The organism is Laspinema palackyanum D2c, from assembly GCF_025370875.1.
In the GTDB taxonomy this organism is placed as follows: domain Bacteria; phylum Cyanobacteriota; class Cyanobacteriia; order Cyanobacteriales; family Laspinemataceae; genus Laspinema; species Laspinema palackyanum.
Map to the genome: position 1 here is coordinate 1 of NZ_JAMXFD010000043.1, position 20036 is coordinate 20036.

Annotated in this window: 21 protein-coding genes; 9 read left to right on the forward strand and 12 right to left on the reverse strand. The window is 49.9% G+C overall.

Annotated features, from left to right (window positions below):
- The first annotated feature begins 299 nt into the window (after positions 1–299).
- Together gcvT and NG795_RS26815 are read left to right on the forward strand one after the other, a co-directional pair.
- Complete coding sequence (gene gcvT, locus NG795_RS26810) at positions 300–1445, forward strand: glycine cleavage system aminomethyltransferase GcvT (protein ID WP_367291665.1); 1146 nt, start codon at positions 300–302, stop codon at positions 1443–1445.
- Positions 1446–1611: 166 nt separating this feature from the next.
- A complete protein-coding gene (locus NG795_RS26815; RefSeq protein WP_367291666.1) occupies positions 1612–2631 on the forward strand; it encodes a nucleoside hydrolase in 1020 nt (339 codons plus the stop codon).
- A gap of 66 nt (positions 2632–2697) precedes the next feature.
- Here the strand turns inward: NG795_RS26815 and NG795_RS26820 are convergent, their stop codons facing one another.
- Both NG795_RS26820 and rimI read right to left on the reverse strand, forming a co-directional pair.
- Positions 2698–3057, reverse strand: a complete 360-nt coding sequence (locus NG795_RS26820; protein ID WP_367291667.1) for a hypothetical protein — start codon at positions 3055–3057, stop codon at positions 2698–2700.
- A 203-nt stretch (positions 3058–3260) separates the two neighbouring features.
- Entirely contained in the window at positions 3261–3842 is a 582-nt protein-coding gene (gene rimI, locus NG795_RS26825; RefSeq protein ID WP_367291668.1) for a ribosomal protein S18-alanine N-acetyltransferase, read from the reverse strand.
- A 101-nt stretch (positions 3843–3943) separates the two neighbouring features.
- Between rimI and lysA the strand changes: the two genes are divergently transcribed.
- From lysA to uppS, 3 genes are all read left to right on the forward strand, one after another.
- Positions 3944–5353 (forward strand): diaminopimelate decarboxylase, encoded by a 1410-nt coding sequence (lysA, locus tag NG795_RS26830; protein ID WP_367291669.1) that lies wholly within the window; start codon positions 3944–3946, stop codon positions 5351–5353.
- 228 nt (positions 5354–5581) lie between these two features.
- On the forward strand, positions 5582–6538 hold the full coding sequence (cdaA, locus tag NG795_RS26835) for a diadenylate cyclase CdaA (protein ID WP_367291670.1): 957 nt from the start codon (positions 5582–5584) through the stop codon (positions 6536–6538).
- The gene (gene uppS, locus NG795_RS26840) at positions 6535–7284 is read left to right on the forward strand and encodes an undecaprenyl pyrophosphate synthase (protein WP_367291671.1); all 750 of its coding nucleotides are present in this window, start codon (positions 6535–6537) and stop codon (positions 7282–7284) included. The genes cdaA and uppS overlap by 4 nt, the downstream gene beginning before the upstream one ends.
- A gap of 41 nt (positions 7285–7325) precedes the next feature.
- On the opposite strand, the gene NG795_RS26845 is transcribed toward uppS, so the two are convergent.
- The 3 genes from NG795_RS26845 to NG795_RS26855 are packed head-to-tail and all read right to left on the reverse strand — an operon-like array spanning position 7326 to position 8822.
- A complete protein-coding gene (locus NG795_RS26845) occupies positions 7326–7598 on the reverse strand; it encodes a DUF3143 domain-containing protein (protein WP_367291672.1) in 273 nt (90 codons plus the stop codon).
- 25 nt (positions 7599–7623) lie between these two features.
- Positions 7624–8130: a J domain-containing protein gene (locus tag NG795_RS26850; RefSeq protein WP_367291673.1), complete on the reverse strand. Its 507-nt coding sequence runs from the start codon at positions 8128–8130 to the stop codon at positions 7624–7626.
- Positions 8131–8189: 59 nt separating this feature from the next.
- A complete protein-coding gene (locus tag NG795_RS26855) occupies positions 8190–8822 on the reverse strand; it encodes a hypothetical protein (protein WP_367291674.1) in 633 nt (210 codons plus the stop codon).
- Between the two features lie 250 nt (positions 8823–9072).
- On the opposite strand from NG795_RS26855, the gene ilvC reads away from it, so the two are divergent.
- Positions 9073–10068: a ketol-acid reductoisomerase gene (ilvC, locus tag NG795_RS26860; protein ID WP_015151192.1), complete on the forward strand. Its 996-nt coding sequence runs from the start codon at positions 9073–9075 to the stop codon at positions 10066–10068.
- 102 nt (positions 10069–10170) lie between these two features.
- Here ilvC and NG795_RS26865 read toward each other — a convergent pair whose 3' ends face one another.
- Positions 10171–10407 (reverse strand): hypothetical protein, encoded by a 237-nt coding sequence (locus tag NG795_RS26865; RefSeq protein WP_367291675.1) that lies wholly within the window; start codon positions 10405–10407, stop codon positions 10171–10173.
- Positions 10408–11534: 1127 nt separating this feature from the next.
- Here NG795_RS26865 and NG795_RS26870 point away from each other — a divergent pair.
- On the forward strand, positions 11535–12284 hold the full coding sequence (locus NG795_RS26870) for a hypothetical protein (protein WP_367291676.1): 750 nt from the start codon (positions 11535–11537) through the stop codon (positions 12282–12284).
- Positions 12285–12391: 107 nt separating this feature from the next.
- Here NG795_RS26870 and NG795_RS26875 read toward each other — a convergent pair whose 3' ends face one another.
- The 6 genes from NG795_RS26875 to NG795_RS26900 all read right to left on the reverse strand — a co-directional run bounded on the left by NG795_RS26875 (position 12392) and on the right by NG795_RS26900 (position 18755).
- Positions 12392–13798, reverse strand: coding sequence for an amidase (locus tag NG795_RS26875; RefSeq protein WP_367291686.1), 1407 nt, complete (start codon positions 13796–13798; stop codon positions 12392–12394).
- Positions 13799–14266: 468 nt separating this feature from the next.
- Positions 14267–15172 carry a UbiA family prenyltransferase gene (locus NG795_RS26880; RefSeq protein WP_367291677.1) on the reverse strand — a complete coding sequence of 302 codons (906 nt, stop codon included), beginning with the start codon at positions 15170–15172 and terminating at the stop codon, positions 14267–14269.
- A gap of 718 nt (positions 15173–15890) precedes the next feature.
- Complete coding sequence (gene map, locus NG795_RS26885) at positions 15891–16724, reverse strand: type I methionyl aminopeptidase (protein ID WP_367291678.1); 834 nt, start codon at positions 16722–16724, stop codon at positions 15891–15893.
- Positions 16725–16899: 175 nt separating this feature from the next.
- The gene (locus NG795_RS26890) at positions 16900–17421 is read right to left on the reverse strand and encodes a plastocyanin/azurin family copper-binding protein (RefSeq protein WP_367291679.1); all 522 of its coding nucleotides are present in this window, start codon (positions 17419–17421) and stop codon (positions 16900–16902) included.
- Positions 17422–17790: 369 nt separating this feature from the next.
- The gene (locus NG795_RS26895) at positions 17791–18225 is read right to left on the reverse strand and encodes a VOC family protein (RefSeq protein ID WP_367291680.1); all 435 of its coding nucleotides are present in this window, start codon (positions 18223–18225) and stop codon (positions 17791–17793) included.
- Positions 18226–18245: 20 nt separating this feature from the next.
- The gene (locus NG795_RS26900; RefSeq protein WP_367291681.1) at positions 18246–18755 is read right to left on the reverse strand and encodes a TIGR02652 family protein; all 510 of its coding nucleotides are present in this window, start codon (positions 18753–18755) and stop codon (positions 18246–18248) included.
- A 120-nt stretch (positions 18756–18875) separates the two neighbouring features.
- Here NG795_RS26900 and NG795_RS26905 point away from each other — a divergent pair, with 120 nt between their 5' ends.
- Positions 18876–19433, forward strand: coding sequence for a gamma carbonic anhydrase family protein (locus NG795_RS26905; protein ID WP_367291682.1), 558 nt, complete (start codon positions 18876–18878; stop codon positions 19431–19433).
- A 347-nt stretch (positions 19434–19780) separates the two neighbouring features.
- Positions 19781–19906, forward strand: coding sequence for a photosystem II protein Y (locus NG795_RS26910; protein ID WP_207086580.1), 126 nt, complete (start codon positions 19781–19783; stop codon positions 19904–19906).
- The last annotated feature ends 130 nt before the right edge of the window (positions 19907–20036 follow it).

Sequence of the window (20036 nt, forward strand, 5' to 3'; positions counted from 1 at the left end):
ACAAGTTAAATGGCGATTTTCTACAGAAGACGCTCGAATTAAATTGCATCACCTTTACCCACAATTTTAGCCTAGACACGCTAGTAGGGTGGGCACTGCCCACCATAAATAGGTGGGCAGTGCCCACCCTACTATATTTTATAGCAAATTGATGTAGATGTATAGAAAAAATATAAGCACAAAACGGATCGAACCAGCAAGCGTATTCCCCGGTTTCCCCATCGCCCTTTTCTCCACCTGCCACCGGACGCAATTTCCCTTAAAATAGGAAGGATTTCACCCAACCGGAGGTAACATTAGTGGCAACCACAGCAGCAAATGAGACGGCACAACCCTTGTCCCGAACTCCCCTGTATGAGGAGGCGATCGCCTTGAATGCGAGGATGACTGCCTTCTCTGGATGGGAAATGCCGGTGCAATTTTCGGGAATTAACCCGGAACATCAAGCAGTCCGAACCGCTGCGGGAATGTTCGATATCTCCCACATGGGGATGTTTTCTCTTTCTGGTAAAGATTTGCTGACGCAAATGCAAGGATTAGTCCCCTCGGATTTGTCTCGGTTACAACCCGGTGAGGGTCAGTACACGGTTCTCTTGAATGCCAAAGGTGGCATCTTAGATGATATTATTTTTTATGATCAAGGACAGGATGGAACCGGACGGCATTTTGCTCAGGTAATTGTGAATGCTGCCACTTGTGCACAAGATAAAGCGTGGTTATTAGCACAATTCCAAGGGTCCGATGTGGAATTCCAGGATTTATCCAAACAAAAGGTATTACTCGCTGTTCAAGGTCCTGAAGCGGTGCAGAAACTGCAACAGTTTGTGGAAGTGGATCTGTCTTCGGTGAAACCTTTTGGACATTTACAAGGGTCGGTATGCGGGGGAAATGGATTTTTAGCCCGCACGGGATACACTGGGGAAGATGGGTATGAGGTGATGGTGAATCCAGAAACTGGAATAACCCTGTGGCGATCGCTGTTGGATTTGGGGGTAACTCCCTGTGGTTTGGGTTGTCGAGATACCCTGCGTTTGGAAGCGGCAATGGCGCTTTATGGTCAAGATATCGACGAAAGCACAACCCCCTTAGAAGCAGGTTTGGGTTGGTTAGTGCATCTGGATAGCAAAGGGGAATTTATTGGCAGGGAAGTGTTAGCAAAGCAGAAGGAAACGGGGGTGACAAGGCGCTTGGTGGGAATCGAAATGCAGGGTCGTTATATTGCGCGTCATGGGTATCCGGTGATATCGGAAGGTAAACCTGTGGGAGAGGTGACGAGTGGCAGTTGGTCTCCGACTTTAGAAAAGGCGATCGCCCTAGCTTATTTACCCCTAGAACTGAGTAAACCGGGTCAATTCATTGAGGTAGAAATTCGGGGAAAAACCTATCCCGGAACTGTGGTTAAAAAGCCCTTCTATCGGTCTGGTAAAAAACCTCAAAAGTCTTAATTAATTAAACTGATTTTAACCTGTCCAGGAGAATCTCAGTTCCTAGAGTTGCAACCTTGAATGGGTTGGTTTTTATTATCCTCAACTACGGCGGGGGTTTTAACCCCCGCCGTAGTTGCAACTTCAAATCGGTTTTTATGATTTTTAAAAGCATCCCCGAGGAATTATGTCCGGTAAACTCTTGACACCATGTCCCCGAAAAATTCTAGTTGATACAGACCCCGGTGGAGATGATACCTTTGCATTGCTGTGGTTGCAAAGTTTGGTGAAACAAGGGTTTGCCGAATGGGTGGGAGTGACGACTGTTGCGGGAAATGTTTCCGCTGAATTGACCTTTGCCAGTGCTTGTAAAGTCTTAGCATTAGGTGGGTTTGAATCGGTGGAAGTGGGCCGGAGTGTGGTTTGGGAGGGTGGGACAATTGGGGATGCTTCTGAAGTACATGGGATAGATGGTATGGGCAATTTATCTCATGTATTGTCGGATTCTCCTCGACAATTTGCGGCGGCACCTTATGCGGATGACATGATTATTGAAACGTTAGAATCTGCACCGGGGGAGGTGACGGTGATTGGGTTGGGACCGCTGACCAATTTGGCGGCAGCGGAACAGAAACGACCGGGAATTTTGCGGTTGGCGAAGGAAGTGGTGTTAATGGCAGGTGCGTTTAATGTACCAGGAAATGTGACCCCACTAGCAGAGTTTAATGTAGCGTTTAATCCCGAGGCGGCAGTCGCTGTTTTGGAGAGTCGGGAGGATGTGGTAATTTTGCCGTTGGATGTGACGCGGAAGCTGATTTTAACGGTGGAGATGACCGAGGCGATCGCCCAGGGATATCCTCACCTTAAACTAGCCCAGTTTATTCACCAATTGGGTCAATTTATGAGCGAGTCTTGTTTGGGACATCGAGAAACCGCTGGAATCAATGGATTTTTAGTTCATGATGCCGTCACCGTTGCTTATTTATTTTATCCAGAAACCTTGTTATTTCGGCGCGGGTGGGTAACAGTAGAAACCGATGGAAATTATACCCGAGGTCAAACGATTTTAGACCGTCGCCACGGGACTAAATCCTTTACGAATGCTTTTGTCGCCGTGGAGGTTGAGGCGATGAATTTGTTAGGAATTTTAGTGGATGATTTAAAAAGACTCTGTTCCCAAAGGATTACAGAAGGGGTGACGGTTTAATTAGGAATGACGCCATGAGAAAGGGGAGGGTAGCGACTGCCACCCTCCCCTTTAATCTCAAATCAATCACTGTTGGCCCTCGACCTGTTCCAACCGATCTAACCGAGTGAAATCGATTTTAACCGCTAACCCATCACCGTCGTTTTCCTGGGAAGGAGCAGTGAGGCGGATGGGAAGGAGCAGAGGCGTACCGAATTCAGTCTGCGGGTTTTGATTGGGGAGATCCCAGTCAAAATCACTAATCCCGCGTTCTAAATCAGCCCGATCGCCCATATCCGTTTGCGCCATCGTCTCAGTAGACTCGGACGTTGTTTCAGGACCCTGTGCAATGAACGGTTCAGAATTCATTGCCGTTGCCGGTCCCATCGCGGTCAGACTCAGACTGACTCCCGCGAAAGTCAGTAGTGTAGACAGTAGTTTTGGCATATATATACCCCCTGAGATATTTTAGGGTGGTTTTACTAGACAAGGTAAGAAAGAAGCCTGTTTAACTCGTCCATGAAAAATTCAACAGTCAGACCCTGGGTCTGCTATTGCGATCGTCATGAAACCCCAACTTTTAAAAGTGGTTTTTAACGTTTCAGAAAACCTGATAACATTATACCAAAAACTAGCCAAAAATCATCATCCTAAAGATGGACGGATAAAGACCAGCCGGATTGTCCGAGGCGATCGCGCACCATGACTTCCCACTGCCCTAAACTGTCCGTGAATTCGGGTTTATGCAAACCGGAGAGCCAAAAAATTAGAGCATCTTCGTCCGTGTCTTTATAGTACCGTTTGCGAAAACCCACCTCTCTAAAGCCAAACTTTTGGTACAGGGACAAAGCCGATTGATTAGAGCGACGCACTTCCAGGGTGGCCCATTCCAGTCCGCGCTGACAAGCACAAGCCAACAGTCCATAGAGCAGAGACTGACCGAACCCCTGATGCCAATAATCGGGATGAATCGCCAGAACCGTAATATGAGCTTCCTCCAGAATCGACCAGAGGCAACCGATGCCCACCAGAGGAGAAACAGGAGGAGAGTCTGGGGAATCAGCAGAGTCCGGTGTTGAGGGAACCGATAACACCAGCAAATCACTGTTAGGACTGTTGAACTCGCGCTGATAGGCATCAAAGCTCCACATTCCGCCCAAAGAACGCTGATCGAGTTCCACGACAGACTCTAACAGGTCGGGGGTGAGTCGGTTGAGTAATAGATCAGGCACAAAACAGCCGAGGTTGATTGGAGAAAGGACAGGAGACGATTGTACACTGGAAAACGAAGCCACTTACGCGGATCGACCTAACCTCATACAAATTGTTAAATATGGTATCCATTCAAACCCAGGCGGTTCAAAAAACAGGCCGTCAGTATCTAACTCAATCCAGTAGCGCCACTGAGACGCGATCGCCAAACCAAGAACTACTCCCCCTCACCGCCCGAGTCAACGAAGCCGATCGCCTAGAAATCGGCGGCTGTGATGTCGTTACCTTGGTCGAGCAGTTCGGTTCCCCCCTTTATATTGTGGACGAAGACACCCTCAGAGAAGGGGCAACACAGTATCGGGACCTCTTTGCTCGGTACTATAAAGGTCAGTCTCAAGTCTTGTATGCATCGAAAGCCTGGAATTGCTTGGCAATCTGCGCGATCGTCGGCCAAGAAAACCTTGGCATTGATGTCGTCAGTGGCGGTGAACTGTACACGGCCCTAGAAGCCGGTTTACCCCCGGAAAAAATTTATCTGCATGGCAACAACAAATCTAAAGAAGAGTTACAAATTGCCGTTGCCAGTCGCTGTACCGTCGTTGCTGATAACTGGCAAGACTTGCATCAATTAGTGGCGATCGCCACAGAAACTGGACAGTCCGCCATCCGGATCATGTTGCGGTTCACCCCGGGGATCGAGTGTCACACCCATGAATATATCCGCACCGGACACCTCGACAGTAAATTTGGCTTTGATCCCGACCAAATCGAAGAAGTCTTTGCCTTTGTCCAACAGCATCCCGTTTTCAACTGCATTGGACTTCATGCCCATATTGGCTCCCAAATTTTTGAACGGCAACCCCATCGGGACCTAGCAGGTGTGATGGTACAGTGGTTAAAACAAGCCTCTGCCTACCAACTCCCGGTGACTGAACTGAATGTCGGAGGCGGATTAGGCATTCGTTATACGGAATCCGACGACCCACCGAGTATTGAGGAATGGGTCAAAGGCGTCAGCGAAGCCATTACCGAAGCCTGCGAGTCCCAACAAGTGGCTTTACCGAAATTGCTCTGTGAACCCGGGCGATCGCTGATTGGGCCCGCTTGCGTCACCGCCTACACCGTAGGCGCACAAAAACAGGTCCCTGGAATCCGCACCTATCTTTCCGTCGATGGCGGGATGTCCGATAACCCCCGTCCAATTACCTATCAATCCGTTTATCGAGCCGTTGTTGCCAATCGGATGTCCGCACCTCTGACGGAAACTGTTACCATAGCCGGTAAGCATTGCGAATCGGGGGACATCGTAATTCATCAAGCCAGTCTGCCTAAAACGGAAAGCGGCGATATTCTAGTCGTCATGACCACAGGTGCTTACAATTACAGCATGGCCTCGAATTATAATCGGGTGCCCAGACCCGCTGCCGTATTAGTCAAAGATGGCATTGCGAATATCATCCTGGCCCGGGAAACTTACGAAGATTTAATTCGACAAGATCGCCTACCTGAAAGACTCGCTCATCTGAGTTAATCGCCATTGATCTCGGCCCAGGACCGGCGGTGTGAGCCCTTAAAACTTCTGAAGTTGAGCCATATAACGGGTTAAACACTGATTCTAGTGTTGGGGCGATCGCAATGGGGTGGACAACCGCTTGGGATCAACCACCTGTGGGTTAAAACCCACGAAAAAGCAAGAGGCTGGCGAAGTTGCCAGCCTATCAATCTCGTCATGTAGAAGCGCAAGGTTAATCGAGATCCGATGGGATATTTGTGGGAGCAATTGTCGATCGACCCGAACTGGACTCAGTCCTTGGTGCTTCACTTGGTCCAAATTTGGACAACCTGGATTAAAACTCCCCTGGATATCCTCTTGGTTTTGGCCCTGACCTATATGGTGCTCGTCATCATTGGGGAGCGCCGCACCCTGTGGATCGTTCGCGGGTTTATCATTCTGATGGTCGCAGCCGCAATCAGTAGCCGCCTTCAACTCAATTTGTTGAGTTTTGTTCTCAATAACTTAGTGATCGGTTCGGCCGTGGCAATGGCGGTAATTCTTCAGTCGGAATTCCGCCGATTTCTCGAACAACTGGGTAAAGGCGAAATCCGGCAACTGTTTCAACCCTACCGCCAGATTATTCCTAAACCCGATAGCGTCATTGATGAAATCGTCGATGCCGTCAAGGAACTCTCCCAAAACCGCACCGGCGCTTTGATGATTTTAGAAACCAGCGGTCCCATCGACGAACGGGATTTTTCCGTTCCGGGAGTAAAAATCAATGCCGAAGTTTCTAAAGAACTCTTGCAGACCATTTTTCAGACCAGTACCCTGTTGCATGATGGGGCGCTATTAATTCGCGCCTCGCGAATTATGGCCGCCGGGGTGATTCTCCCCTTGTCCGATCGCACCGCTTCGCGACAGTTAGGAACCCGCCATCGGGCCGCAATGGGGATTACAGAACGAGTCGAAAACTGCGTTTGCGTCGTGGTTTCCGAGGAAACCGGGTCGATCTCTTTGGCAGAAAAAGGCACCCTGAATCGACCGTTAACCAGTAGTAAACTCAAGGAACTACTACAAGCCCGATTTTCACAAACCGTCGAACGGGAACCCGTTGCTCCAGATTTGCGAAATTTAGGCCGTCAGTTACTATCAAAAGCAGTCGGACTCGTGCTACGCTTGCTCCGTCTTCCATCATCGGCTTCACGGGAGAAAAAATGATTACCAAGCCATCAGCTTTACAACAGTTGCCTGCTGACCTCGACGCAGAGAGACTCCCCAAGCACGTAGCAGTGATCATGGATGGAAATGGTCGATGGGCGAAGCTTCATGGAATGCCCCGGTTTATGGGGCATCGGCGGGGAGTCGATACCCTCAAGGACCTCCTGCGCTGCTGTCGCGATTGGGGAATTCAGGCCCTCACGGTTTATGCGTTTTCTAGTGAAAATTGGGGGCGTCCCTTAGAGGAAGTCAATTTTTTGATGACCCTGTTTGAGCGGGTCCTGCGCCAAGAACTCCAGGAGATGATGGAGGAAAATGTCCGGATTAACTTTGTGGGAAACTTAGACTCTTTGCCGAAATCCCTCCAAGAAGAAATCGGGCGATCGGTGGAAAATACTCGCAATAATAAGGGGATTCACTTTACGATCGCCACCAATTACGGGGGTCGTCAGGAAATCGTCCAAGCTTGTCGGGCGATCGCCGAACAGGTGCAGCAAGGTTTAATCCAACCCGAACAAATCGATGAGGCGTTATTTGAACGCCATCTCTACACCTCCGAAGTCGGGGACCCCGATTTATTGATCCGCACCAGTGGCGAAATGCGCCTCAGCAATTTTCTCCTCTGGCAAGTCGCCTATTCGGAACTCTATGTCACCGAAACCCTCTGGCCAGATTTTAACCGCGAAGAATTCCATTACGCCCTCCGTTCCTATCAAAAACGAGAACGACGTTTCGGCAAAGTCTAACCCTCCCCCATTCTCCGCCGTTAACCAACGACCCCAATCCCCTAGGGTCCACTAAAAATCGCTTCTTCAATATCTCGCCGACTGAGGGAATATTTGAAGGAGCGTTGAATATCTTGCACCCCACCTTCAGCATGGGTGTAACGGACACTGACGTGATCCACATCCAGGACGAGTTCTGCATTCCAACTCGGGCGTTCTACTCGCCAGCAGTGCAGTTCCGTTCGGTCTTGTTCGCATCCCTGGTCCTCTAACCATTGCTCGATCGCCGGAAGCGCATGGTTATAAAGCGGGGTATCCGATGAAGGTAAAGTCATGAAATTTAGCCTTGCTCAAATAAGTTTATAAGTAGGGTAAGGGCACATTTTCTCGCGTTAACCCGATCGCGATCGCCAGCAACAAACAACCGATCAACGTGATCCCCAGAATCAACAGCACAAACAACTCCCCACCGGACAAAGGACGCTCAGACGGCTCTCGACCCGTCCCTACAGACCGCCCATAAGCAGCGTCAGGGGTGCGTTTCCAGTGCGGGGGTAATGATACCCCATTTCCCCCCATTCCGTCCCGCTCTAGTCTCAATTTCACATCATAGAGATGTCGTTCTCGGTCATTACTCAGAGTCTTGTAGGCATCCTTAATCTGTTGAAACTTTTCCCGCGCTTCCTCCTGGGGAAGAGAGGAGGTATCGGGATGATAGCGCTTGCTCAGTTCCCGATAAGCGCGCCGAATTTCCGGCACCGTTGCCCCCTTGGAAAGGCCCAGCAAGGCATAATAATTCAGTGCCGACAAGGTACCCGGTGGCATCGGGGGTTTTCGGTTGTTGAAGTTTACTCGGTTTTGAGTCACAACACACACCACTGGCTTCAGTTTTAGCTAGTTTATCGCATCTGTTCAGAGTTCGGATTTTAAGAAAAGTCTGTGCGAATCCGGGCGATCGCCTCATTCAGGGAGTCGCTATCCACCCAATTGACAAATCCCCCATAAATAATATTCCCCTGGGTATCCGCGAGGAAAATATGGTCAATTCCTAACCAATTTTTCCAGGTGCGGAGCACCGTCCCATCCCGGAGGACAAATATCGGACGAGAATTTTTCAAGTCACCGTCTGAAGCATAGTTAATGCCCTTAACCTGATCTAAAAGGGCGATCGCCTCCTGAGTCACGGGTCCAATCGAGGTGGCAAAATTCGCTTGTTGGTTGCCTACTTGTCGAACTTCCCATTCCAGACGAGATTTCAACTCCTCAGAAATCGGTAACCACTCCAACTCCCCTAAAACCACCTGGGTGCGTTCGGTACGAGCCCGCACCCGATAGACATCGGTGAGTAATTGTTCAAGACTTTCCCGGGTCAGATATTCCGCAATTAACCCGGTGATCCCCAAAACGCCGATGCCGCCAAGGACTCCTGCTGGACCCCCCAACATGGCTAAGGCAGCAGCGATCGCCGCTGAACCTGTTAACCCAGTCGTTGCCATTGCGATCGCCAGAATGATTCCAGGCAGTCCCAAAGCGGCCACCTTTTTTACCACTTCATCCATTCGGTTCTATCCTTCCTGGGACAAGATATCGAGCCTACGATTTCTAGGGTAACCTTAAGCCGCCGCAATGAAATAGAACCCAATCCCCCAGCAATTGTAGGGTGGGCACTGCCCACATGAGTTGCGGTGGGCAGTGCCCACCCTACAATTGCCGTTGAAAAACGAAACAGAACCTTGGAATCCTTCCCCTTATCTGATACAATACGAAGTTTGCAATATTTACGAAGCTTGCTGGAAGGAGACGTCTGTTATGGCCCGGATGTACTACGACGAAGACGCAAATTTGGACCTATTAGCCGGAAAAACCATTGCAATTATTGGTTACGGCTCTCAAGGTCACGCCCACGCCCTCAACCTGAAAGATAGTGGCATGAACGTCATTGTCGGGCTGTATCCGGGCAGCAAATCAGCCACCAAAGCAAAAGACGCCGGATTGACCGTCCATAGCGTTGCTGACGCCGCGAAAGCTGCTGATTGGATTATGATTTTGTTGCCGGATGAGGTCCAAAAGTCGGTTTATAAACATGAAATTGAGCCGAATCTCAGCGCAGGCAATGTACTGTGTTTTGCTCACGGTTTTAACATTCACTTCGGACAAGTGGTCCCGCCGGATGATGTGGATGTGGTGATGGTGGCACCGAAAGGACCGGGACATTTGGTCCGTCGGACTTATGAACAGGGAGAAGGGGTTCCGGCATTATTTGCGGTGTATCAAGATGCTACGGGTCAAGCGCGCGATCGCGCAATGGCTTATGCCAAAGGCATTGGCGGCACCCGCGCCGGTATCCTAGAAACAACGTTCCGCGAAGAAACCGAAACGGACCTGTTTGGTGAACAAGCCGTGCTCTGTGGGGGCCTAAGTGCCTTAATTAAAGCCGGGTTTGAAACCTTGGTGGAAGCTGGATATCAGCCCGAATTGGCTTATTTTGAATGTCTGCATGAAGTCAAACTGATTGTTGACTTGATTGTAGAAGGTGGACTCGCCACCATGCGCGACAGTATCTCCAATACCGCCGAATATGGAGACTACACGCGCGGTCCTCGGATCGTCACCGATACCACCCGCGCCGAAATGCGGAAAATTCTCAAGGAAATTCAAACGGGACAATTTGCTCGGGAATTCGTGTTAGAGAATCAATCCGGTAAGGCTGGATTTACCGCCATGCGCCGACAAGAAGCCGAACATCCCATTGAGGAAGTCGGAAAAGATTTGCGGGCGATGTTTAGCTGGCTCAAGAAAAAATAAGCCGCTACCGCTACAGTCGTAGTAGAAAAACCAAAGACGCGCTCTAGGGCGCGTCTTTGGTGCAATGGAATGGGCAAAGGGTTGGGAATGCCTGGGATTCCATCACGGAGCCTTTTGTTCTTGCTGGAGTTGTTGTTCCGTTCGCTCAAACGCATCGGGTTTCTCTTTAGTGTTAGAAACCCACTTCGGGATGAGTCCGGTGCCAAATTTCGTGAGGCTGGTGCGAGTTTGGAGGCTCGTTGTCTGCATTTCTTTGGGCAGAAAGGTCAATTGATCTCCAAATCCGATATACAGAAACCCCAGGAGAATCGAGCCTGTAATTAAGGTCGTTTTAAGCATCTGTGTCTTTAGAGTGAAAGGACAGCACTGTTCTTTGAGGCTCACACAACAGGATTATACCACATTTTCTCTCGGTTTGAGAAAATTAGGGACCTATTTGGGAGGGCTGGAATTTTATTCCTTGAAGCGGGGGGTGGGAGGGGGAGATAGGGTTGCTCTAGGCGATCTGTGAGTTGCGATCGCCCGTGGGAGTAGGCTTTAAATCCAGGGGTTCTCTTCACTTGCCCCGGCAAACCCTTAACTAGAGCCGATCGCCGGTGAGCCGATGCCCAGTCCGGATTGTTCTCCCCCCCGGGGCGATCGCTAACCTTTTCTCTTATAAAACCCCTCGTTCCGAGGGAATAAAAACCCTGATATTCGCTTTAGCTGGGACAATCCTCAACTAAATTTTAAACTCCCGATCAGAACGGAGCTTAGACTCATTTTCCCTCAGCTTGTTCCCCAAAAACTTATCCAAAAATAACACTTTAATATTTTCATTTAATCAATTGGATTATTACCGATCCCTCTACACAATTACAAGGGTTTAAAATCCCTCCTAGGGGGGAGCCGAACTATATTTTAATCCAGTACAGTAGAAATTATAGCAAGGGTGAATCCTGAACCAATCAGGACTCCCATGCACCTAGAGTTTCTACAAATTCTCTAGGGTGCAAGGCCAGACTCGATGGGACATTGGGGTAAACTCCCGTCCCCTGTGCCAAGCCCTCTTATTTTAAAAGGCGATCGGCCCGAGGATGACCCGAACAAAAGCCATTTTGCGCCCTCGAATCCTTTAGATTCATTCGCAAAACAATCGCCTTTCCGTCTGACGGGATTTAACCCCGGTCAGACTCTCGAACCCTCATTATTAAACTATTTTTTTTTAGGAAGGGGTGTACAGCAATTGTGAAACCGTTGAACCAGCAACCATTCAGGGAAAAACTTTTTGATTGAAAGAGCGTTTTGACCTCGTGGATTGTCCAACCCAAAGCAGGGATGAACTCGAAAATAAACCCGGGTAGACCCTTTGTTTTCAACTCAGTTGGAAATTTTTAAAAGCCTAAACCAATAACCCGGTTATTTCCAGTCTCAAACTGCCAACGTTCCCTACCCCCATTTGTTGAATACTTTTGATAGAACCGATTATGAAATCTAACGAACGCAAATCCTCTCCTCAAACCCCTTCCGAGGTGAATAGCACACCTCAAGGGCATGGTCAAGTTAGCGTACCCCCGGCCAGTCCGAGTGCTGCCCGAGTCAACCGTGCAGAAAATGCCGGTTATAACGAAGGTTATGTGCAAGGTCGCGTCGTGGAAAACGTTCGAGAAAATCAACTGCGCGATCGCGATAATGACAATGCGGCCCGAGGCTTATTCTTAGGTATTATCCTGGCCTCCTTAGTGGCATTAGGGGCAGGGACTCTGTACTATCTGACCCAACGCGATGGCGCTTCTACTCCAGCGACTGCGCCCGCCCCTCAACAGACGGAAGCCGAACCCGCACCCACCCGCACGATTGAGCGAGAACGGACTCTAATTGAACGAGTGATTCCAGTCCCCCAAGAGACTTCCGGGGAGCAAGAACAACCCCCTGCTGAACCCGCGCCTGCTCAACCGGCCCCGAATATCAATATCACGGTCCCCAACTCTCAAACCCAAGAGGCTCCCGCAGAACAACCGGCACCTGAGCCTGCGGCCCCCTCGAATATCAACATCAACCTCCCGGAAACTAACTCAGACTCTACTCCGGCAGCACCTGCGGAGTCAGCCGAACCCGCCACGCCTCCGGTAGAAAGCCAGCAGGCCCCAGAACCGGAAGCTCCCGCAGAATTGACTCCAGAGCCTCAGTCAGCAGAACCGAGCAATGAGTCGGGTTCTACGATTCCTGTCAATTAATTTTTAAGCTCAACCTGTAGTTTAAACTCTCTCCAATTCACGAGGGAGTTTTTTTAGCGGCAAGAAACCGGGTTTCTTGCCCTGTTTTTGCTCCGGGTCCCGACATCCTAGGCGATGGGGGGGCGGTACTGAATCCAGGGGTGAGCGGCTTCCAGTTGAGCGGCTAAGGTAAAGAGGGGGGCTTCTCCTGCTGGACGGCCTACAAGCTGGACCCCTACGGGTAAACCGGAGGAAAATCCGGCGGGAATTGCGATCGCCGGTTGACCTGTGGCATTAAACAAGGGACAGGGAGCCACCCATTCAAAACTCTTGTGCAAAATCTCTTCGGGACTGAGATTCGCCCATTCCCCAACTCGAATGGTTGGACTCATAAACACCGGCAATACCAAGGCGTCATATTGCTCCAAGGAAGCGACAATCCGCCGACAAAACATCTGCATCTGGGCGACGGCTTGCAAGTATTGACCGCTTGTTATCTGCTGTCCGCGTTCTAAAAACCACTGGTTGATCGGTTGCAGAATCTCTCTAGGCATCCCGGAAAAGGACACTCCACTCACCCAAATGGCGGTCAGGGGTTGGAGTAAATCGGTTAAATCTAGGGAAATTTGTTCGATCGCGTGTCCCATTTCTTCCAGGCGTTGCACCGTGTCTAGGACCGCTTGCTGACATTCGGGGGCCGCTTCTCCAATCGGGTCAAGCTTGGTGGCAAAGCCGATTCGCAAGGGTTTGACGGTTTTGGTTGTGGCATGAGCCAGAAAAGACGGGTCAGGGTCGGGAAGCCAGTAAGGGTCTCCGGGAACATAGCCGGAAATCAGGTCCAGCATGGCAGCGGCATCGGCAACGGTGCGGGTGAGCGCGCCATGAGTTAGTAATCCATTGACGCAATCTCCTAGGGGCGCTAGGGAAACTCGACCTCTGGCGGGTTTGATGCCGACTAACCCACAGCAAGCAGCGGGACCCCGGAGGGAACCCCCACCATCGGATGCCTGGGCGATCGCACATAATCCCGCACTGAGGGCGGCGGAGGCTCCTCCACTGGACCCCCCTGGGGTATAGTCTAAATTCCAAGGATTGCGCGCCGGTGGAAATCCTGCCGGTTCGGTGAAGGGAAGACTGCCTAATTGGGATGTAGCGGTTTTCCCTAAGAGGACAAATCCCCCTTGTTTGATGCGGGTCACTACAGCGCGATCGTGACTGGGTAATTTGTCCCGCAGGGCTGCAACGCCATAGCTACAGGGGATATCTGCTACGGCGGTGAGGTCTTTGATGGAAATAGGGATGCCAAAGAATGGGGGCAGGGTATCCGGGTCGGTTGTGGCGAGTTGTTCCGTTTTGGCTTTGGCATCGGCTAAAGCTAATTCAGCGGTAACGGTAAAATAGCTGCCCAGCTTGGGATCTAAGGTTTCGATGCGGTCTAAATAAAGCTGGGTCAGTTCTAAAGGCGAGAGTTCTTTGTTCCGAATCAGCTGCGCTTGTTCCAAAGCCGGTGTAAATGCTAAATCCTGTTTATTCATGGTTGCTTCTCTTGCGATCGCCTTCTTCTTCTCTATCTTGTCATCGAGCACTCCTTCGCCGTGGGGTCGTTGATGCAACCTACCCAATTTAGCTTTGATTGTTGCCAAGCGTGCTCATGGTTTACCTTACAACCTGGATTGCGCTTGGTGTGCATTGAAGTAGACACTTTATCAATCGTCACTGTTGGCGATCGCCTCTTGAACGGAGGATGCCAATTTGGGTTTTTATCGGGGATCTTCAGGAACTCTACAAGGGTGGGTTAATTTATCAACATTTCCGGGAATTTAGAAGAAATCAGACCGGATTGTGATTTCGGGGAATTGTCGTTCAATAACGGCCAAAAAATGGCCCTATTTTCTATTGGGCAAACATCACGCTTCCCCAATAGAAAATAGGGCAAAAAAATGATCGCCGATAATTGGCGATCGCTCTGGATGATTTTTGAGGTGAATGAGCGTTGAATCTGACTAAAATGCAGCGCTTGCACTCCCTAAAACGATGTAATACCAAGCTAAAGCCAGTAAGTAGGTATCGCGGTCGGCACTGGGCGATCGGTAGAGGATCACCCGCACCGCTACGCCCCAACTGGCGAGGGCTTGGGCGATCGCCCAGGGCAGTAAATGGTTGTTAAAACCCGATGGCATCAACAGTCCCACATGAATGGCTAAAGGCAACAGCACAAAGCCGATACCCAGGATAAATCGGCTGCCTACATTGCCAAAGGTTACGGGAAATGTATTCACCCCCGTTGCCACATCTCCCTCCAGATCACTCAGGTCTTGAATGCCAACAACGGCGCTACAAAGAATCGCCACCAATAAGATCCAAGTCCCTTGAACCAGGTTAATTGAGGCGACTGCCTGCCATGCTGCTGCCATTTGAGCGATCGCTCCGAGTCCTAAAAAGAAGTGCTTTGTGGGCCATTCTAAACCCAAGCGCCCAAATGTGAGTAAAATGATACAGAGTTGCCAGAGCAGAGTCCATTCAAACACTCCCAACTGCCATCCCACCACGGAAAACCCTACCATGCTGGCAATCCAGCGCCGCTTGGCTCCCTGATAGGAAATCAGTCCCCGGCACAGGGGGCGATCGCGTTGGTTAATGCGATCGCCCACCACCCCCATCATTTGGGTTGCCACACAAAACGTATAAGTATATAACGAGAAATAGAGTGCTCCCCCGGCTAACACCGGCAGGAATTCTCCTGCTGGCAATTCTTGCGAATTCCAGGCAACACATAGAAAAATCAATCCGGGGACAACTCCGACCCATATCTCACTTTTGATGAATAACCAATTCACCAACAGTTCGCGCCTCACCATCTGCGCCCATCGGATGCCCCAGTTCCAGTTTCCTAGCAGTTTAGCTTGCACAATCGCTTTTCCCCCATACACCCTATTATTGAATTGAGCGAGATGCTATACTCTAAGATGCTGAAGCTCGGTTTGAACGAACTCAGCGATCGCCTTTCATTTAACGGATTATATCACTTTCCCATTGGTTTGGTTTCCCGGGAAAGCTTAAATTTTTTTGAAGACAGAAGTCATCCTACTATATCCTACTCGATAAAATTTTTCAAGGCCGTAGCTGTATTTACAATCTCGTAAATCTTGAGATGGGTTTGAAGAGAGTGAAAGATTAACCGCGAATGTGGTCACCGAAGTCTGGGGATACAGAATAAGGAAGACTACCGGGTTTTTGAACCATAATTTGAAACCAGAAGCAACTGTCGGAGGGCTAAAAACCCAATTTTCTATCCCGGGGATTTAATCCGGTACCAATGCTTTAGGGTCGAACCAGAAACCCCCCAAAAGGCGATCGGCCCAGTGAACAAGTGATCCCCCATTCTTGAAGGATTGGATCAATCTAGGACCCGGGCTCAGTAACGGTCAAACAAACCGGGTTTTTTGACAAAATGTTGGCTGGATCTACACCGAATTTAGGCCAAAAACCCGGTTTCGGGTCCCGCATTTGGGGTAAGTAGGAGGGTGTAAAAAAGCCTCTTTCGCAGTGTCACCCCACAGGGTACGGCGCGATCGCCCCAAAAAAATAGCCTCCATCCGAGTGGAGGAGGCAGGTTTTACCGACAAACTATACCTTGGTGCGATCGGTTAAAATTTCATAACCCTGTTCAGTTACCAAGACCGTATGCTCGAACTGAGCAGACAAGGAATTATCCACCGTCACCGCTGTCCATTTATCCGATAAAATCTTCGTGTGGCGTGAACCCTGATTCACAATTGGCTCGATCGCCAAAGTCATCCCCGCACGCAATTTGACATTCGGCATCTCCCGAGTCCGGAAATTAAACACCGAGGGTTCTTCATGAAGATTTCGACCCACACCATGACCCGTGAAATCTTCCACCACACTAAACCCATTCGCCTTCACGCAATCCTCGATCGCCCCGGCAATATCCAGCAGATAATTACCCGCCTTGACTTGTTCAATGCCCTTATAAAGCGACTCTTCTGCTGCCCGAATCAAGTGTGCTGCTTCTGGAGAGGTTTCCCCTCCTACAGCGATCGTAATGCAAGAATCCCCATGAAATCCCTCAAAATAAGCGCCGGTATCCACCTTGAGGACATCCCCGAGACAGAGGACCTTCTTTTTATTGGGAATTCCATGCACCACTTCTTGATTAACGCTGGCGCAAATCGAAGCGGGAAATCCATGATACCCCTTAAAACTCGGAGTCGCCCCCATTTCCCGGATGCGTTTTTCCGCATAAGCATCCAAATCAGCGGTGGTCATTCCTGGTTGCACGGTTTCGGAAATTTCTTTGAGAACCGTAGCAACAATTTTTGAGGCTTGACGCATGATATCGATTTCACGCTGCGACTTGAGCTCAATCCCCCGGCGTTGCTGTTTTTTGGGACGCGATTGACCGACAGGCTGAGGCAGTAGATTAGAAAGAATGTTCATCTATGGGATAACTAACTAGGATATGGACATCAATAAATAAGAGGAAGCGTTGCGCCAGTCGGCGATCGCCCTGATGCATCTAGGAATCTTTATCTAAGTTAACAGATTATTCAGCAATTCCCCAGAAGGTTCTAGGGTAAAGGGTCACTCCAGACCCTCTACCTGTTCTAGTCCTTTATACCGATCTCGGTCCCGCAGAGATGGTAATCGTCCCCGTCATCCCCGCTTCCGTATGACCGGGAATGGTGCAGCGCAACTGATAAGTTCCGGGTTTCATCGGAGTTAAGATCCATTCCGCCTCAGCGGTGGGTTTGAGTTCAAGTTCGTGAATCGCCCCTTTAATTTCCACCTTTCCCGCTTCAACTTTGCTCGAATAACTGGCATCGGCAAAATCTTTAGCCGTGAAATAATGTTTTTGAGGACTGGGGTTGTCTAGGACTAATTTATATTGCTTTCCGGCCACAAAGTCGAGGCGATCGGGAAAAAACTTTAGCTCATTTGCCTGATTGCCTAAACTGACTTTAATTTCAGTCACAGATTGAGCTGCCAGAGTCGCGGTAGGAATGGGATCCGCCAGAACTGGGGACCCGAACCAACCGAATCCGAGGGTCAGAGTGAGCATTAGGGAGAACAGCGTTGGCAAGAATAGACTTGGGAATAGTTTTAAAGGCGATCGCAGGATGGGGAGGACAGTCATAAGTTTTGAGGAAAATTGCGAAGGTTTCCTTCCCGAATGTATCATCCCGGGGGAATGGGTGGGGAGATGTTCAACGTCCCGACTTCAGTCGTTCTCTTCGTTTGTAGTAACGACTTCAGTCGTTCTCTTCGTTCGTAGTAACGACTTCAGTCGTTCTCTTCGTTCGTAGTAACGACTTCAGTCGTTTCCGCGTTACTTGGTTCAAGCCTAGTAACGCCCATCTCAGGCTCTGTCTCCAGTCTACAAGCAGACAGGGGTTAGACCCTGGGATTGCTCGTGTTATGGCTCACGCCATAACACAAGAGCAACGACTGAAGTCGTTACTACGAACATCTCCCCCATCCTCCCCATCTCCCCCATCTGCCGTATTTAAGATTTTAAAACTCGGATAAACTCCAACGGGAGTCCATCGGTATCGGCAATGAAAGCGACTTCGTAGAGGCGATCGCCGATTTGTTGTTGCGTGGGTTCTAGCAATACCTTCAAGGGGGATAAATCTGGGTTGGACTCGGTGGCGTCCAAAACCTGCTGTTGTAACTGTTCTAACCAACTGGGTAGATCGGGGGTGGAGTCGGTCAGGTCAAAGGATAGATGATAATAGCCGGTGTAATGCTCATCTCCAAAGGCATCGGCGGCGGGACGGGGTTCGGGAATTTGAATCAGTTCAATGCGTCCATTTAAACCTTCCATCCAACAGGCGAGGGTAATGCCTGCGGTAAAGCGTTCGCAAACGGTAAATCCAAGGAGGGAATAAAAGGCGATCGCCCGATGAATATTCGCAGTCCGGATCGAAACGTGGTGCATCTTCCCTGCCTTAGATGGAATTACTCAAACAATCGGAAATAAGGATAGCGGATGGGAACCCCTGGTTCTTTTTCCAGCTCAAAATTAATCACTTCCCAACAGGGTTCCACCGCTGCCTCGGGACTGAATTCCACGGGTAACCCATAGAGTCGAAGTTTTGCTGAATCCGGCTGACCCCGCCAAGGAGAACTGCGTTCGAGGTAGGAGCCAATTAGGTTTTGATAGCGTTGGGCAATAATCACTTGAGTTGCCCGATACCCTTGGGTGTAGAGGCGATCGAGGGCTTCATGGATTTCAAAGCGAATCCCATCGGGATGGGTATGTTGCCGATACCACTCTTGATTCCACTGCCGCCAATGCCGTCCAGACTGGAGGTGAATCAGTTCCCCGGTGTTCGGGTTAGCCTCAAATGCCCCATGACGCTGACACAAATAAGTATCCGTCAGAGTCAGTGCCGGGATTGTCTGACGACAATGGGGACACTGAATCTCTGGGCCGAAGATAGGATACTGCGAAGCTAAATTGATCATGCTATTGGGGGCCAACTTGCTTGGATTAGGTGCGCCAGGGATTTTGGCTTTATTATAGCTAGGGAGACCTGGGTATTGCTTACAATTTATGGCGATTCCTTAAATAAGGCAAGCTCAATTGTGACAAATCTCAATCAACCTCTCCGGGTTTCCTCGAATTTTTGGCCGGTGCCGGATCTGTCTGCTGCGGCTTTTGTTGCTCCGAATGCGACGGTGATGGGATGGGTGGAGGTGGGTCCCGGGGCGAGTATCTGGTACGGTGCGGTGGTGCGCGCTGATGTGGAAAAAATTATCATTGGCGCGAGTAGCAATATTCAAGATGGGGCGGTTTTACATGGAGACCCCGGAAAACTGACGGTTTTAGAAGAGTTCGTGACGGTGGGCCATCGGGCGGTGGTGCATGGGGCCTATATTGAACGGGGCTGTTTGGTGGGGATTGGTGCGGTGGTGATGGATGGGGTGCGAGTGGGGACTGGGAGTACGATCGGGGCTGGGGCCGTGGTTACGAAGGATGTTCCACCCTATACCCTGGTGGTGGGCATTCCGGCTAAACCCCTGCGTACTGTATCGGAAGCGGAAGCGGCTGAATTGATTGAACACGCAAGGCGCTATGAGAAGTTGGCGTTGGTTCATGCGGGTAAGGGGACGGATCTGGGCTTTAAGGTGGCGGATTCCTAGGAGCCTAGTACCGTTAAGGACAAGAAACCGGGTTTCTGGCCGAATTTGTGGCTGATTATCAGCATTTTTGTCAAGAAACCCGGTTTCTGACCTCTGCTGTGGCGGCAGGACAAGAAACCGGGTTTCTGCGCGAATTTGTGGCTAATTATCAGCATTTCTGTAAAGAAACCCGGTTTCTAACCTCTATGGAGCCCAGCCCAGCCTGGAGTTTTCAGGGTTCTGAGGGTTTCCGGGGTTAATTTGAGCCGATATCTGTCCAAAGGGTTGTTCAACTGAGCCAATTGATTGCAAAATGTCAGTAGAACTCGGAAAATAAGTTAAGAATTTAAAGAAAAGGGGAATTCACTATGGATTTTGACTGGCGCGTACTTATTGTTCTGTTACCCATCATTGGTGCTGGAAGTTGGGCGCTGTTCAATGTGGGTAAAGTGGCGATCGCACAGATCCAAAACTTTTTGAACAAACAAGCCTAATCAGTTTCACCCTAGTCCCAGGGGTTGATACTTCCCTCTTTTGGAGTCGTTTTTTCCCTTGAGCTCGTGGGAGTCCTTCTGGAACTTGAAGAGGGATTCACGGGTCATTTTGACCCAGCAGCTTGGACTG

Excerpts from the sequence above, each read along its gene's own strand:
- lysA (WP_367291669.1), top strand. The coding sequence starts at position 3,944 with ATGGTATCCATTCAAACCCAGGCGGTTCAAAAAACAGGCCGTCAGTAT.
- map (WP_367291678.1), bottom strand. The coding sequence starts at position 16,724 with ATGAACATTCTTTCTAATCTACTGCCTCAGCCTGTCGGTCAATCGCGT.
- NG795_RS26855 (WP_367291674.1), bottom strand. The coding sequence starts at position 8,822 with ATGGATGAAGTGGTAAAAAAGGTGGCCGCTTTGGGACTGCCTGGAATC.
- cdaA (WP_367291670.1), top strand. The coding sequence starts at position 5,582 with ATGGGATATTTGTGGGAGCAATTGTCGATCGACCCGAACTGGACTCAG.
- uppS (WP_367291671.1), top strand. The coding sequence starts at position 6,535 with ATGATTACCAAGCCATCAGCTTTACAACAGTTGCCTGCTGACCTCGAC.
- NG795_RS26820 (WP_367291667.1), bottom strand. The coding sequence starts at position 3,057 with ATGCCAAAACTACTGTCTACACTACTGACTTTCGCGGGAGTCAGTCTG.
- NG795_RS26900 (WP_367291681.1), bottom strand. The coding sequence starts at position 18,755 with ATGATCAATTTAGCTTCGCAGTATCCTATCTTCGGCCCAGAGATTCAG.
- NG795_RS26890 (WP_367291679.1), bottom strand. The coding sequence starts at position 17,421 with ATGACTGTCCTCCCCATCCTGCGATCGCCTTTAAAACTATTCCCAAGT.
- NG795_RS26815 (WP_367291666.1), top strand. The coding sequence starts at position 1,612 with ATGTCCGGTAAACTCTTGACACCATGTCCCCGAAAAATTCTAGTTGAT.
- NG795_RS26870 (WP_367291676.1), top strand. The coding sequence starts at position 11,535 with ATGAAATCTAACGAACGCAAATCCTCTCCTCAAACCCCTTCCGAGGTG.
- NG795_RS26845 (WP_367291672.1), bottom strand. The coding sequence starts at position 7,598 with ATGACTTTACCTTCATCGGATACCCCGCTTTATAACCATGCGCTTCCG.
- NG795_RS26910 (WP_207086580.1), top strand. The coding sequence starts at position 19,781 with ATGGATTTTGACTGGCGCGTACTTATTGTTCTGTTACCCATCATTGGT.
- NG795_RS26895 (WP_367291680.1), bottom strand. The coding sequence starts at position 18,225 with ATGCACCACGTTTCGATCCGGACTGCGAATATTCATCGGGCGATCGCC.
- NG795_RS26875 (WP_367291686.1), bottom strand. The coding sequence starts at position 13,798 with ATGAATAAACAGGATTTAGCATTTACACCGGCTTTGGAACAAGCGCAG.
- ilvC (WP_015151192.1), top strand. The coding sequence starts at position 9,073 with ATGGCCCGGATGTACTACGACGAAGACGCAAATTTGGACCTATTAGCC.
- NG795_RS26865 (WP_367291675.1), bottom strand. The coding sequence starts at position 10,407 with ATGCTTAAAACGACCTTAATTACAGGCTCGATTCTCCTGGGGTTTCTG.